This is a genomic window from Pseudomonas cichorii (assembly GCF_018343775.1).
Lineage (GTDB): Bacteria > Pseudomonadota > Gammaproteobacteria > Pseudomonadales > Pseudomonadaceae > Aquipseudomonas > Aquipseudomonas cichorii.
On the sequence record NZ_CP074349.1, the window covers coordinates 5,628,907 to 5,643,323 of the forward strand.

Annotated in this window: 14 protein-coding genes; 12 read left to right on the plus strand and 2 right to left on the minus strand. The window is 59.7% G+C overall.

The genetic code is table 11. The features are described from left to right. The first annotated feature begins 84 nt into the window (after positions 1-84). The 6 genes from KGD89_RS24290 to KGD89_RS24315 all read left to right on the plus strand — a co-directional run bounded on the left by KGD89_RS24290 (position 85) and on the right by KGD89_RS24315 (position 6,904). Complete coding sequence (locus KGD89_RS24290) at positions 85-2,535, plus strand: glycogen/starch/alpha-glucan phosphorylase (RefSeq protein ID WP_025262325.1); 2,451 nt, start codon at positions 85-87, stop codon at positions 2,533-2,535. Between the two features lie 238 nt (positions 2,536-2,773). Further along, entirely contained in the window at positions 2,774-4,123 is a 1,350-nt protein-coding gene (locus KGD89_RS24295; protein ID WP_025262326.1) for a DUF3999 domain-containing protein, read from the plus strand. Positions 4,124-4,269: 146 nt separating this feature from the next. Then, the gene (locus KGD89_RS24300) at positions 4,270-5,280 is read left to right on the plus strand and encodes a class 1 fructose-bisphosphatase (RefSeq protein ID WP_025262327.1); all 1,011 of its coding nucleotides are present in this window, start codon (positions 4,270-4,272) and stop codon (positions 5,278-5,280) included. Positions 5,281-5,284: 4 nt separating this feature from the next. Continuing rightward, positions 5,285-5,887, plus strand: a complete 603-nt coding sequence (locus KGD89_RS24305) for a DUF924 family protein (protein WP_025262328.1) — start codon at positions 5,285-5,287, stop codon at positions 5,885-5,887. Positions 5,888-6,076: 189 nt separating this feature from the next. Further along, positions 6,077-6,331 carry an outer membrane protein assembly factor BamE domain-containing protein gene (gene bamE / locus KGD89_RS24310; RefSeq protein ID WP_025262329.1) on the plus strand — a complete coding sequence of 85 codons (255 nt, stop codon included), beginning with the start codon at positions 6,077-6,079 and terminating at the stop codon, positions 6,329-6,331. Positions 6,332-6,334: 3 nt separating this feature from the next. After that, entirely contained in the window at positions 6,335-6,904 is a 570-nt protein-coding gene (locus KGD89_RS24315; protein WP_025262330.1) for a lipocalin family protein, read from the plus strand. Between the two features lie 50 nt (positions 6,905-6,954). On the opposite strand, the gene KGD89_RS24320 is transcribed toward KGD89_RS24315, so the two are convergent. After that, positions 6,955-8,319: a formimidoylglutamate deiminase gene (locus tag KGD89_RS24320; protein ID WP_025262331.1), complete on the minus strand. Its 1,365-nt coding sequence runs from the start codon at positions 8,317-8,319 to the stop codon at positions 6,955-6,957. 185 nt (positions 8,320-8,504) lie between these two features. Here KGD89_RS24320 and hutC point away from each other — a divergent pair, with 185 nt between their 5' ends. The 6 genes from hutC to KGD89_RS24350 all read left to right on the plus strand — a co-directional run bounded on the left by hutC (position 8,505) and on the right by KGD89_RS24350 (position 13,027). After that, entirely contained in the window at positions 8,505-9,215 is a 711-nt protein-coding gene (gene hutC, locus KGD89_RS24325; protein WP_176767556.1) for a histidine utilization repressor, read from the plus strand. Then, positions 9,212-9,808, plus strand: coding sequence for a HutD/Ves family protein (locus KGD89_RS24330; protein ID WP_025262333.1), 597 nt, complete (start codon positions 9,212-9,214; stop codon positions 9,806-9,808). Before hutC ends, KGD89_RS24330 begins: the two co-directional genes overlap by 4 nt. A 34-nt stretch (positions 9,809-9,842) precedes the next feature. Then, entirely contained in the window at positions 9,843-11,018 is a 1,176-nt protein-coding gene (gene nhaA / locus KGD89_RS24335; RefSeq protein WP_025262334.1) for a Na+/H+ antiporter NhaA, read from the plus strand. A 106-nt stretch (positions 11,019-11,124) separates the two neighbouring features. Next, positions 11,125-11,658 carry a DUF3455 domain-containing protein gene (locus KGD89_RS24340; RefSeq protein WP_025262335.1) on the plus strand — a complete coding sequence of 178 codons (534 nt, stop codon included), beginning with the start codon at positions 11,125-11,127 and terminating at the stop codon, positions 11,656-11,658. Positions 11,659-11,762: 104 nt separating this feature from the next. Beyond that, a complete protein-coding gene (locus KGD89_RS24345) occupies positions 11,763-12,329 on the plus strand; it encodes a sigma-70 family RNA polymerase sigma factor (RefSeq protein ID WP_025262336.1) in 567 nt (188 codons plus the stop codon). Then, positions 12,326-13,027, plus strand: a complete 702-nt coding sequence (locus KGD89_RS24350; protein ID WP_025262337.1) for an anti-sigma factor — start codon at positions 12,326-12,328, stop codon at positions 13,025-13,027. Before KGD89_RS24345 ends, KGD89_RS24350 begins: the two co-directional genes overlap by 4 nt. A 22-nt stretch (positions 13,028-13,049) precedes the next feature. Here the strand turns inward: KGD89_RS24350 and KGD89_RS24355 are convergent, their stop codons facing one another. Continuing rightward, positions 13,050-14,237: a cyanate transporter gene (locus KGD89_RS24355; RefSeq protein ID WP_025262338.1), complete on the minus strand. Its 1,188-nt coding sequence runs from the start codon at positions 14,235-14,237 to the stop codon at positions 13,050-13,052. Positions 14,238-14,417: the final 180 nt, after the last annotated feature.

Genomic DNA, 14,417 nt, shown 5'->3' on the forward strand with positions numbered 1-14,417 from the left:
TAAATTTTTTCAGGAAATAACTGACGACACGCCTACAGTCAAAGAACCCACTTTCCACTCGTCTGACTACTTGAGGTCGTACCGATGTCTCAGGAACCACTTGTTCGTGACGCAGATGTGGCCGCTTTCCGCGCCGCTGTTCTTGCCAAACTCACCTATGCAGTGGGCAAGGACCCTGACCATGCGTTTGAGCATGACTGGTTTGAAGCTGTAGCTCTGGCTGCCCGTGACCACATGGTCGAGCACTGGATGGACCACACGCGACAGATTTATCGCAAGGTCCAGAAACGCGTCTATTACCTGTCCCTCGAATTTCTGATCGGGCGGCTTCTGTACGACAGCCTGAGCAACCTCGGCCTGCTGGAAATCGCCCGCGAAGCGATGACCGAGCTAGGCGTGGACATCGAGCGTATCCGCTTGCTGGAGCCGGACGCGGCACTGGGCAATGGTGGCCTGGGCCGTCTGGCGGCCTGCTTCATGGAAAGCATGTCGACGCTGGGCATTGCCGGTCACGGTTATGGCATTCGTTACGAGCACGGCCTGTTTCGTCAGGCGATAGTCGACGGCTGGCAACAGGAGCAGACAGAGCACTGGCTGGACTTCGGCAACCCGTGGGAGTTCGAGCGTCCCGAGGTAGTCTATTCAATCGGTTTCAGCGGCAGCGTCGATACGATGCTCAATGAAGCGGGCGAGCCGCGTCAGGTCTGGCGTCCAGCGGAAACCGTGCGCGCCATTGCCTATGACACGCCCGTGGTCGGCTGGCGCGGCAAAAGCGTCAACACCCTGCGCCTGTGGCGTGCCCGCGCACTGGATGATCTGCATCTGGAGCGTTTCAACGCCGGCGACCACTTCGGTGCGGTTGCCGAAGTCGTGCGGGCCGAAAGTATTTCCCGCGTCCTCTACCCCAATGATGCAACGGAGGCTGGCCAGGAACTGCGCCTGCGCCAGGAATACTTCTTTGTCTCGGCGTCCTTGCAGGACCTGCTGCGTCGCCACCTGAACATGCACGCGACCCTGATGGATCTGCCCGAGCACGCGGCCATCCAGATGAACGACACCCATCCTTCGATTGCCGTGGCCGAGCTGATGCGACAGCTGATCGACACCCACGGAATCGCCTGGGATGCGGCCTGGAAAATTACCGTGGGCACGCTGAGCTACACCAACCACACCTTGCTGCCCGAAGCGCTGGAAACCTGGTCGGTAGGCCTGATGGAACGCATGCTGCCTCGCCACATGCAGATCATCTACCTGATCAACGCCCAGCACATCGACACCCTGCGCGCCAAAGGTGTGCACGACTTCGACATCCTGCGAGCCGTCTCGCTGATCGAGGAAGACAATGGCCGCCGGGTACGTATGGGCAACCTGGCATTCCTGGGATCGCACAGCATCAACGGCGTTTCCGCGCTGCACACCCAGTTGATGCGCAAGACCGTGTTCGCCGAGCTGCACAAGATTTATCCAGAGCGGATCAATAACAAGACCAACGGCATCACCTTCCGCCGCTGGCTGTACCAGGCCAACCCGAAGCTGACCGAAATGCTGGTGGAAGCCCTGGGCGAAGACGTCCTGGACAGTGCCGAGACACGCCTGATCGAACTGGAACCGTTCGCGGAAAAAAGCTCCTTCCGCAAACAGATGGCCGACCAGCGCCTGCACAGTAAACGCGCACTGGCTGCCATCATTCATGAAAGACTCGGGATCGTGGTCAATCCTGCCGCGATGTTCGATGTGCAGGTCAAGCGTATCCACGAGTACAAGCGCCAGTTGCTGAACCTGTTCCACACCGTCGCGCTGTATCAGGCAATCCGCGCTGAACCCGGTACCGATTGGGTGCCAAGGGTGAAAATCTTCGCGGGCAAGGCCGCGGCCAGCTATCACTCGGCCAAGCTGATCATCAAGCTCGCCAACGACATCGCCCGCACCGTCAACAACGATCCGACCGTGCGCGGCCTGCTCAAAGTGGTGTTCATGCCCAACTACAACGTCAGCCTGGCCGAAAGCATCATTCCGGCAGCCGACCTTTCCGAGCAGATTTCCACTGCCGGCCTGGAGGCTTCCGGGACCAGCAACATGAAATTCGGCCTCAACGGCGCACTGACCATCGGCACGCTGGACGGCGCCAACGTGGAAATGAGCGAGCAGATCGGCCTTGAACATATGTTCATCTTCGGCATGACGTCGCAGGAGGTAGATGCCCGCAAGCAAGCTGGAGATTTCAGCGCTTACGCCGATGTGGCCGCATCCGGCCGCCTCAATGATGTGCTGCAGGCGATTCGCGGCGGCGTGTTCTCACCGGACGATCCGAACCGCTATGCGGGCCTGATCGATCAGTTGCTGGCCTATGACCGCTTCCTGGTCTGCGCCGACTTCGACTCGTACTGGGCCGCCCAGGCCAAGGTCGAGGAACGCTGGCACGACTCCAAGCAATGGTGGCGCTCGGCAGTTCTCAACACGGCGCGCATGGGCTGGTTCTCGTCAGACCGAACCATCCGCGAGTACGCCGGAGAAATCTGGAAAGCCCTGGAGTAACTCCGTAACCCCCGGTGGAGCCAATTATTCGCGAATGAATTGGCTCCACCGGGTTTTACACTTCTTCTTTCCTACCTCTGACTCACATCCTTTTGCTCCATAGGTGTTGGCATATTGCTACTGGTGGTGGGATATTTCACACATCACTGCCAAATTCTTTCGCCATACATCGGTGCGCAAGCAGACATCGGCTGCCTGCCCAACCCTGAGGAAAACGTTCGTGAGTCGTCCGCTCGTCATCAAAATCGCTGTGCTCGGCGCAGCCCTGTGCGCAGCGATGACTGTCAACGCCCTGGAAAAACCGGCGGACTTCACCAGCCAGACGCCTTTGACCCTCATCGGCCAAGGCCCGCTTTATCGCATCGAACTGCCTCTGGCACTGCAACTGAACGCCCGGCAGGCCAATCTGAATGATCTTCGTGTATTCAATGCCGATGGCCAGGCTCAAGCCCTTGCGCTTGTACGCAAACAGGAATCCCACGAAGAAAACCCTGCACCAAAAGCCGTGAAGTGGTTCCCGCTGTACACCACAGCCGAAGCGGGTGATGCCGTGCCGGTTATCCGCAGCAAACGCTCCAGCGACGGAGCCCTCATTGATGTACAGCCGCAGAGCGACATAGAAGCGGGTGAAGAGATACTGCGCGGCTGGCTACTGGACACCAGCACGATCAAGGCTCCCCTTGAACAACTGCTGATCGACTGGAGTGCCGAACGCGAAGGCTTCCAACACTTCAGCATCGAGGCCAGCGATGATCTCCAGCACTGGCAGGCCTGGGGCGAAGGACAAGTGGCGCGCCTGACGTTTTCCGATGAGATGGTCGAGCAGCGAGAGGTCGGTCTGCCCGGTCAGAACGCCCGCTACCTGCGCCTGCTGTGGCGCTCACCGCAAAACGCGCCCACCCTGATTTCAGCTCACGTAATGAGCGCCAGCCCCGACAGCCCGCCGACCACTCTGAGCTGGTCGCCAACGATCGTCGGTGTCGTAGGGCAACCCAATGAATATGTCTGGCAGTTGCCGGTCGACCTGCCGGTGGAGCGGGTGAAAATCGACATCAGCCAGGACAACAGCCTGGCACCCGGCACGCTCTATGGCCGACTTGATGGCAGTCAGGAATGGCAGATCATCAGCAGCGGCCTGCTGTATCGCCTGACCCAGAACAATGGCGAGATTGTGCAGGATCAGTTGCAGCTCTCAGGGCAGAGCGTGCGGCAATTGAAACTGGTCGTCGATGATCGCGGCGGCGGTCTGGGCGCACAGGCTCCAGGGCTGAGCGTTGCCGTGCCTGCGACTCAGGTAGTGTTCCGAGCCAGCGGCAACGGGCCGTTTACCCTCGCCATCGGACATGCTGCAGCACCGGCAGTCGAACTGCCGCTGACGGCACTGATACCCGACTTCGATCCGCAGAAACTGACGGCGCTGGGCAAGGCCAGGCCGGCCAAGGCGCCTGCTGCCAGCGCAGCGGTTGCTGCACCGCCAGCGGCTGAAAGCATGGACTACAAGCGCATGGGCCTGTGGGCCGTGCTGATACTGGGCACGCTATGCCTGAGCTGGATCGGTCTGAGTGCCCTGCGAGCCTCAAAACATTGACCCGTCACGGCTTCGACTTGTGGTTTTGCAGCTACGCTGAGCAAGCGTATGAACTCAATTCGCCATAAGCCAGTCTGATAGCAGTATTACGCAGCCACTCGCGCTAAACTGCGCGGGTTTTTTATCCCCCATTTTCGGAGCTATCCATGTCCCGCGTTACACTGAGTCGCTTTTTGATTGAGCAGACCCGCAGCAACAATACTCCTGCCGATCTGCGTTTCCTGATCGAAGTAGTGGCGCGAGCATGCAAGGAAATCAGCCATGCCGTTTCCAAGGGCGCACTGGGCGGCGTCCTCGGCAGCATGGGTACCGAGAACGTACAGGGCGAAGTGCAGAAAAAGCTCGACGTGATCTCCAACGAAATCCTGCTTGAAGCCAACGAATGGGGCGGCCACCTGGCTGGCATGGCGTCCGAAGAAATGGACAACGCCTACCAGATCCCGGGCAAATACCCGAAAGGCGCTTACCTGCTGGTATTCGATCCGCTGGACGGCTCCTCGAACATCGACATCAACGCCCCGGTCGGTACGATCTTCTCGGTTCTGCGCTGCCCTAGCGAATACCTGAGCCAGAACGAAGCCTTGAACGAAAAGGCCTTCCTGCAACCGGGCACCGAGCAGGTCGCAGCCGGTTATGCCATCTACGGCCCGCAGACCATGCTGGTCCTGACCCTGGGCGACGGCGTGAAAGGCTTCACCCTGGACCGTGAAATGGGCAGCTTCGTGCTGACCCACGAAGACCTCAAGATCCCGACGTCCACTCAGGAATTCGCGGTCAACATGTCCAACCAGCGTCACTGGGAAGCTCCGGTACAGCGCTACGTCGAAGAGTTGCTGGCTGGCGAAGAAGGCCCGCTGAAAAAGAACTACAACATGCGCTGGGTTGCCGCGATGGTTGCCGACGTGCATCGCATCCTGACCCGTGGCGGTCTGTTCATGTATCCACGCGACAGCCGCGAGCCTTCCAAGCCGGGCAAACTGCGCCTGATGTACGAAGCCAACCCGATGTCCTTCCTGGTCGAACAGGCAGGCGGCGCATCCACCGATGGCCATCAGCGCATCCTCGACATCCAGCCTGAAGGCCTGCACCAGCGTGTAGCCGTCTTCCTGGGTTCCAAAGAGGAAGTCGAGCGCGCCACGGCGTACCACAAGGAATAAGACCATGTCCGCTCCCTGGCTACCTCTGCTGCAATGGTGGTTCGGCTCTGCCGAATCCGCCAGCGAAGTGGTGAAGGCCAGGGAGAAATTGTGGTTCGGCAAGAGCCGGGCCACTGACACCGAAGCTCGTGAGCGCTTCGGTGAGCTGGTCGAACAGGCGCTGACTGGCGGCCTCAAGGAGTGGGCAGAAAACCCCAAGGGCTGGCTGGCACTGGTCCTGCTGCTCGATCAGTTGCCCCGCATGATCCATCGCGACACACCCAAGGCATTTGCCGGCGATGAACGCGCTCAGGCACTGGTGCAACACGGCCTGAAACTGGGTCGAGATCAGCATCTGGAACCCCTTGAACGCACCTTCATCTATCTGGTGCTGGAGCACAGCGAAAACCTGGACGTGCAGAACCAGGCCATCACCTGCTTTGGCAAACTGCTTCCCCTGCTGCCTGCCACCGACCGCGATTACTTCAATCAGAGCCTTGATTACGCTGAGCGTCATCAGAAAATCATTGCCCGCTTCGGTCGCTTCCCCCATCGCAACGACATTCTCGGCCGTGCCTCGACCGATGAAGAGATCGAGTTTCTGAAGACGCCCGGCTCAAGCTTTTAGGGGCTTCGCCAATCGATGCGCTCTGGCTCGCCGGAAATCATCCATCGTCCGCGCATCACCTGCCATCAGGGATTTACGGGTCAAGGGAACCAGATCCCGGTTTTATCTTCTAAGCTTTCGGCATTGCGCCAGCCAGGTTCATAGACCTGTTGCTGCGACGCAGCCTCCTTCCGTTCAGGAGCTTCATCCATGTCTTTGCGCTCTCTCGCGTTACTGTCGTTTTGCGTGCTGCTGACTGCCTGCAGCAAGATCACTCAAGAGAATTACTCCAAGCTTTCCGCTGGCATGCCCAAGGCGCAGGTCGAAAGCCTGCTGGGCAGCCCGACTGAATGTTCCGGCGCACTGGGGATGTCCAGTTGCACCTGGGGCGACCAGAAAACCTTTATCAGCGTGCAATATGCGGGCGACAAAGTGCTTATTTTCTCGGGCCAAGGTCTGAAATAACTCATGATCAAGCTACTTCTACGCTTCGGTATTCTCGTCATGGCCAGCTTCCTGGCCATCGGTTTCGCGCATTCTGCAGACAACCTCGAACCCAAGACCGTCGACAGTGTCGACCTGAACCGCTATCAGGGCACCTGGTATGAACTGGCGCGGCTGCCCATGTTTTTCCAGCGCAACTGCGCGCAGTCCGAAGCGCATTACACGCTCAAGCCTGACGGTAATATCGGCGTAACCAACCGCTGCCGGACAATCGAAGGCAAATGGCAGGAAGCAACCGGCACCGCCTCGCCACAAGTACCGGGCAAGACCGACAAGCTGTGGGTGGTTTTCGACAACTGGTTCTCACGACTGCTGCCGGGTCTGGCAAAAGGCGACTACTGGGTTCTGGCCATCGGTGACGACTACAAGACTGCCGTGGTCGGCAATCCTGATCGCAAATACCTGTGGCTGCTGTCCCGCACGCCAACCGTGTCGGAGCAGGTCAAGCAGGACATGATGAGCAAGGCACGCCAGCAGGGTTACGACACCAGCCGGCTGATCTGGCGTGAGGATAATTCAAAGATCGGGAAGTGATCTGTATTCATGGAGGGGCTGTGAGGCCCCTTTCGTGAATACATTCACTCCTAGCCCAGCAACTCCCGAAGCACCTGCGCAAACGCCCGGCTGCTTTCCTCTTCTGCCGCATGGTGCCCTTCGCGCACTACCCAGCGGCCCTTGACCAGCACATCGCGAACCTGCCGATCACCGCCCGCAAACAGCCAGCGGTTGAGGATTGCATCGCCGGAGGCGGTTTCCAGATACGGGTCCGAGCCATCCAGCACTATCCAGTCTGCGCGCTGCCCGACCTCAAGCTTGCCGATGCCCTGCCCCAACGCCTGCGCGCCGCCGCTCAATGCCGCATCGAACAGGGTTCGACCGACCATGGGCTGATCGCTGCGATACAACCGGTTGCGGCGCTGATCCCGAAGACGCTGGCCGTATTCCAGCCAGCGAAGTTCTTCGACCACACTCACCGACACATGGCTGTCCGAGCCAATCCCCCAACGACCGCCCTGAGCGATGTAGTCCACGGCCGGGAAAATACCGTCGCCGAGGTTGGCTTCCGTGGTCAGGCACAAACCGGCAACGCTGCCGCTTTGCGCCATGAGGGCGACTTCATCCGGCTCGGCATGGGTGGCATGCACCAGGCACCAGCGCTGATCCACGGCCACGTTTTCATACAGCCACTGCAACGGACGTCTCCCGCTCCAGCTCAGGCAATCATCGACTTCCTTCTGTTGCTCGGCGATGTGGATGTGTATCGGGCACTGCCGGTCACTGGCGGCCAGCACTTCGCTGATCTGCTGCGGAGTAACGGCGCGCAACGAGTGGAAACACAGACCCAGGTTCTGCGCCGCCTGACTGGCGATGACCGGTTTGAGGCGGGCCTGCAAATCCAGATAGCTGTCGGTGCTGTGGATAAACCGGCGCTGCCCTTCGTTTGGCGCTTGCCCGCCAAAGCCCGAATGGCTGTAGAGCACCGGCAGCAATGTCAGGCCAATGCCCGCCGATATGGCGGCCTGGCTGATCTGCAAGGCCAGCTCGGCAGGATCGGCATAAGGTTTGCCGTTGGTGTCCTGATGGACGTAGTGAAACTCCGCGACCGAGGTGAAACCGCCCTTGAGCATCTCGATATAGAGCTGACGGGCGATGACGCCCACCTGCGGCGCGCTGATCTTTCCGACCAGTCGATACATGAGGTCGCGCCAGGTCCAGAAGCTGTCGCTGGGGTTGCCTGCCACTTCCGCCAAACCCGCCATCGCACGCTGGAACGCATGGGAGTGCAGATTCGGCATGCCGGGCAGCAACGGGCCGCAGACAGACTCGGCGCCCTGCCGGTCAGCATTGGCCTGCACCGAACTCAATAAACCCTCGGCACTGACCTCCAGACGGACATTATCGGCCCAACCACCAGGTAGTAATGCGCGCTCGGCAAAGAAGGCTGGCATTGACTTCAAACCTCATCACTGTAATTTGTATATACATATACAGACGTTCTGGGGCCCGGTAAACCTTCGCACGCTTGCCGTACCGCAGGTTAATGGTTAGCTTGGGCGCTATTTCGTAGCTGAACCACCCAGACAAGGACCCGCACGTGCCGATTCCGCCCGCCTCTTCTCCCTTGGCAGCCCAGATGGGCGAAAGTCCGGCACCGCTCTATGCCCGCGTCAAACAGATGATTGCCCTGCAAATCCAGAACGGCACCTGGCCGCCGCATCATCGCGTGCCCTCGGAAAGCGAACTGGTGACCCAACTGGGTTTCAGCCGCATGACCATCAACCGGGCCTTGCGCGAGCTGACCGCCGAAGGCCTGCTGGTGCGCATGCAGGGCGTCGGTACTTTCGTCGCCGAACCCAAAAGCCAGTCGGCGCTGTTTGAAGTCCACAACATTGCTGACGAGATCGCCACGCGAGGCCACAGGCACACCTGCAAGGTCATCATTCTCAAGGAAGAATCCGCTGGCTCCGAGCGGGCGCTGGCACTGGACATGCGCGAAGGCCAGAAGGTGTTTCACTCGTTGATCGTGCACTTTGAAAACGATATCCCGGTGCAGATCGAGGACCGTTTCGTCAATGCGCTGGTGGCTCCTGACTACCTCAAGCAGGACTTCACCCAACAGACGCCTTACGCCTATCTGTCGCAAGTCGCTCCGCTCACCGAAGGCGAGCATGTGGTCGAAGCGATACTGGCCGATGCCGACGAGTGCCAGTTGCTGCAAATCGATGCAGGCGAGCCGTGCCTGCTGATTCGTCGCCGGACATGGTCAGGACGCCAACCGGTTACCGCCGCGCGCCTGATTCACCCCGGCTCCCGCCATCGCCTGGAAGGACGCTTCACCAAATGACCCAGACCAGAACCCTGCGCGCCATCGATTACCCTCGCATGCCCTGGAAAAACGGCGGCGGCAGCACCGAAGAAATTGCTCGCGATGGGGGGCAGGACCTGGACGGCTTCGGCTGGCGCCTGTCGATTGCAGACATCGAGACGTCTGGCGACTTTTCAGTGTTTGCCGGTTATCAGCGGATCATCTCCGTAATCCAGGGGGCTGGCATGACCCTGGATATCGACGGTGTAACCAGCCGCCCCTTGCTACCAACCGACCCGCTGGCCTTCAGTGGCGACAGCCAGGTCAGTTGCGCTCTGCTCGACGGCCCTATTCGTGATTTCAACCTGATCTATGCTCCACAGCGTTACAGTGCCCGCCTGCACTGGATCGATGTGCGTCAGCCACAGAGGGTGTTCAGCTCCGCCAGCACTTTTTTGCTGTTCAGCGTTGCCGAGCAGATCGGCGTCAGCGTGAATGACGGGCTCTGGGAAATCCTTGGCAGAAACGACTGCCTGCAAGTGGACAACCCAGGCGGCCTGCTGGAAATCGAGTTACAAGCACCCAGCGCCAGCCGCTGCTGCCTCATCGAGTTGAGCGCCTTGCGCGTTTGAACCGCCAAATCAAGATCCTGTTTCAAGGACGAGCATGACCCAATTCCCTCCAAAGGAAACACCTAGAGCCGTTGCCATTCTGGCCAGCTTCCTGTCATCGGAATCGGCAGGCGGCATTGTCCTGATGGGCGCGGCGCTGGCTGCACTGATCGTTGCCAACTCACCTCTGGCTCCCGGCTACTTCGCCATTCTGCATAGCGTCTGGCTCGGGCTTTCCGTCGAGCTATGGATCAACGACGGACTCATGGCGATCTTCTTTCTGATGGTCGGCCTGGAAATCAAACGCGAAGTGCTCGCGGGCGGGCTCGCCACGTGGGAACAACGCGCCCTGCCCGGTTTTGCAGCGGCAGGCGGCATGCTGGTCCCGGCGTTGATCTATATAGCGATCAACTGGGGCAACCCGCAGACCATCAGCGGCTGGGCGATCCCCGCGGCAACCGACATTGCTTTCGCACTCGGGGTTTTGTCATTACTGGGCAACCGGGTGCCTGTGTCCCTGAAAGTGTTCCTGGCGGCGCTGGCGATTCTCGACGATCTGGGGGCCGTGACCATCATCGCCTTCTTCTACAGCTCGGGCCTGAACCTGCCGATGCTGCTGGCGTCCTTCGTGACCCTGGCAGTGCTGGTTGCGATGAACCGCCTGAAGGTGCGGCGCTTGTTGCCGTACCTGATACTGGGCGCGCTGCTGTGGTTCTTCGTGCTGCAATCAGGCGTGCATGCCACGCTGGCGGGTGTGGCGCTGGCGCTGTGCATTCCCTTGGGCAAGCCAGAGGAAGAAGCGCGCTCGCCGCTGCTGTTTCTGGAAGAAAAACTGCATTACTGGGTCGCGTTCGCCATTGTGCCGGTGTTCGGATTCGCCAATGCGGGGGTTTCGCTTTCAGGTATTTCCGCCGAAAACCTGCTGGACCCTGTGCCGCTCGGGGTTGCGCTGGGGCTGTTCGTCGGCAAGCAGATCGGCGTTTTCCTGGCGGCAGCGCTGGCGATCCGGGCCGGGCTTGCGGTCTTGCCACAAGGCAGCAACTGGGTGCAGCTCTATGGCGTGGCGCTGCTGTGCGGCATCGGTTTCACCATGAGCCTGTTCATCGGCAACCTCGCTTTCCCCGGCGCAGTGCATCTGGTGGACGAGGTAAAAATCGGCGTTCTCATGGGGTCGGGGCTGGCAGCGATTGCAGGTGTGCTGCTGTTGCGCAGCCGTTTCAGTCGGCCCTGAAAAAATATTTTCAAATCACTGCATCCAGATTGTCTTCTCGCGGGTAGTACATACAGCAGCCACTTCGAGTTGCTGAGCGCGGTTAAACAATCTGGAGATTTTCTGCATGAACGCAAAACGTTTGCTCTGCCTTGCAGGTAGTACCCTGGCTCTCACTTGCCTGACTTCTGTTGCCATGGCTCAGACCTCCCTGCCCGAAAGCGTACGGGTCCCGGACGGTCACAAGATCACTCTGGAAACCACCGGCGTGGGCGAGATCACGTACGAGTGCCGCGCCAAAGCCAACTCCGCCAGCGAAACCGAATGGGTATTCGTCGGCCCCAAAGCTGTTCTCAATGATCGCAGCGGCAAACAGGTCGGCACCTACTACGGCCCACCGGCTACCTGGGAATCCAAAGACGGCTCCAAACTGACCGGCACTCAAGTGGCCGTTGCACCTTCCAGCGCGGGCAACCTGCCTTACCAACTGGTCAAGGCCAATCCGGCTGAAGGCAAAGGCGCCCTGACCGGTACGGCCTACATCCAGCGCGTGGCACTGAAAGGCGGCGTTGCACCGGCCACTGCCTGCTCGGCCAGCAACAAGGGCGCGAAGGAAGTGGTCAAGTACCAGGCCGACTACATCTTCTGGGCCAGCAAGTGATCGAAGCCATTCAATGGGGTGTCGCGCAGTCAGTAGGCTATGCTGCTGCGCGGGAGCCTTGTGATGTCAACGAGGCAGCAATCATCCATTGATGGCGGATCGACGTGTCTTCACACGAATCTCTTTTTGACTACGAAGCCACGCTGCAGGCCTGCGCTCGCGGTGAGCGCCAGGCATTGCAGCGTCTCTATCAACAGGAAAGCGCCCGGCTGCTCGGCGTCGTCGTGCGGCTCGTACGTGACAGCGCACTGGCGGAAGACATCGTGCATGATGCATTCCTCAAGATATGGACCCATGCGGCAAGCTTCGATCAGACACGAGGTTCGGCACGCGGCTGGATTTTCAGCGTGACCCGGCATCTGGCGCTCAATCGCCTGCGCAACAATGCCCGGGAAGAGCACCTGGAAGACAATGGCAGCGAAGACCACCACGAACCGGCCACGCTTGAAGGTTGGCAGGAAACCGGTGATGCCTTCGACTGGCGCGTCAATCCCGGACGAATCCAGTTCTGCCTGGAACAACTTGAACCGGTGCGGCGCAACTGTATTTTCCACGCTTATGTGGACGGCTACTCGCATCAGGAAATCGCGCAGAAAATCGGCGCCCCATTGGGTACGGTCAAAGCCTGGATCAAGCGCAGCCTGACGGCTTTGCGGGAGTGTATGGGATGACTCGGCCCACAGACGAAAACATCCATGAACTGGCTGGGGAATACGTGCTCGGCACCTTGTCTGCCCGGCAGAGAATCGATATCCAGCGCCGCCTGCCACACGAGCCCGCCTTGCAGGCCGCAGTCGACGCCTGGGAGCAACGCCTGCTGCCGCTGACGGCAATGGCCGAACCTGTGACGCCTGCGCCGGGACTCTGGAGCCGTATCGAACGCAGCATCACCGAGCTTTCCGCCAACAGAACCGAACCGCAACGTGCACGCTGGTGGGACAGCCTGTCGATCTGGCGCGGGCTGGCCGGTGCCGGGCTGGCCGCATCGCTGGTGCTGGGCACGATGCTTTTCATACAGCCATCGCAGGCACCGTCCTATCTGGTCGTACTCGTCGCCCCACAGGACAAGGCGCCTGGCTGGGTCGTCCAGGCCAGCAACTCGCAGGAAATCCAGCTCATTCCACTGGGCGAAACCCAAGTCCCTGCGGACAAGGCACTGGAGTTCTGGACCAAGGCCGACGACTGGCAAGGACCGGTGTCCCTCGGCCTGGTAAAACCGGGTCAGACCCTGCATATACCGCTCGATAAATTGCCACCGCTGCAACATAACCAGCTGTTTGAGCTGACACTGGAGAAGTCCACGGGCTCGCCTGTTGGTAAACCGACCGGGCCAATACAGTTTATCGGGCGGGCGGTGAAGGTGATTTAGCCCGCAATACCGACTTCACCCCTCAACCAATGCGCTCACGGTACTGACGCGGATTGAATCGCAACACAATGCCGACCATCACCACAATCACAGCCGTCAATGCCCACCATGCCGCCTCGAAACTTCCTGACTGGTCACGGATGACGCCAGCCAGCAGAGGAGACAGGCCAGCAATCAGGTAGCCGATGCCTTGCACAAAGGCGGTCAGGCTTCCGGCACGGGCCGGATTATCGATATGGTCCATGGAGATGATCAAACTCATCGGGAACAGACCGCCGATCCCCAGTCCCAGCAGACAAGGCCACAGCAGGGTCAAGTGTTCAAAGGAGAGGATGAGGCCGCTGAAACCGGCAATGATCAGCAGCAACAAGGCAACCAGCGCCCAACGTTTGTCCCGGGTCTGATTGACCATCGCGGGCACCGCCAGACCGGCCAGCACTTCCATCGCTGTCAAAAAGCCCAGCACCAGCCCGGCGTCCTGCTCGCTCCAGCCCCTTTCCACGTAATAAGGTGCCAGCCAGGCCAGCACACAGGTGTAGGAAGCCGTGCCAAGGCCGAAGAACACGGCCAACAACCAGGCGCGTGGCTTTGCGGAAAACGAGTCGGCCTTGCCTTTGGGCGCGGCTTCGACGACCGGAATCGCCGAGCGTTGAAACGTCCACAGGACCAGCGCCAGCAACGCGAGCACACCCCATATCGCCAACGAAACCTTCCAGCTACCGCTCTGCTTGAGCACGAAGGGCGAGAACGACGCCGCCAGTGCAGCACCGCCCATGATCGAGGTGACATACAGGCCCATGAACAGGGACACGTTGTCCTTGAAACGGGTCTTGATCAAGGCCGGCATCAACGCCTGAATCATTGCGATGCCCAGCCCGGAAAGGACCGCGCTCACGATCAGTTCCACCGCGCCATCAATGAACAGTCGGGACGCACTGGCGATACCGATCACCAGCAGCGACAACCCGATGGCCCGATGCTCGCCCAGGGATCGGGCCAGCCGCATCCCGAAAAACATCCCGAGTCCCATCGCCATCACCGGCAACATGGTCAACAGCGAAGCCAGGCTGAAACTGAGGGGAATATCACCCCGAATGGCCGACAGAAGCGGCCCGATGGCCGCCATGCCGGGCCGAAGATTCAACGCCACCAGCACGACACTGGCCATCAACCAGAAAGCGTGAGTGGTTGAAGTACGAATGTTTTCCATCACACGACCTTGCCATCCCTAAAGACACGATTAGGCCGCGCAGCCTGTGCATGGGACAAATTAAAATCTGGGGGGATGTATTGAGAAATTAGGTTGGTGGGTTGCAGGAATGTTAAGGAATGAGCTCTGCAGAACCATGAATAGCCCTGTAGAGCTCAAAAAACCAAATCGCAACACTAG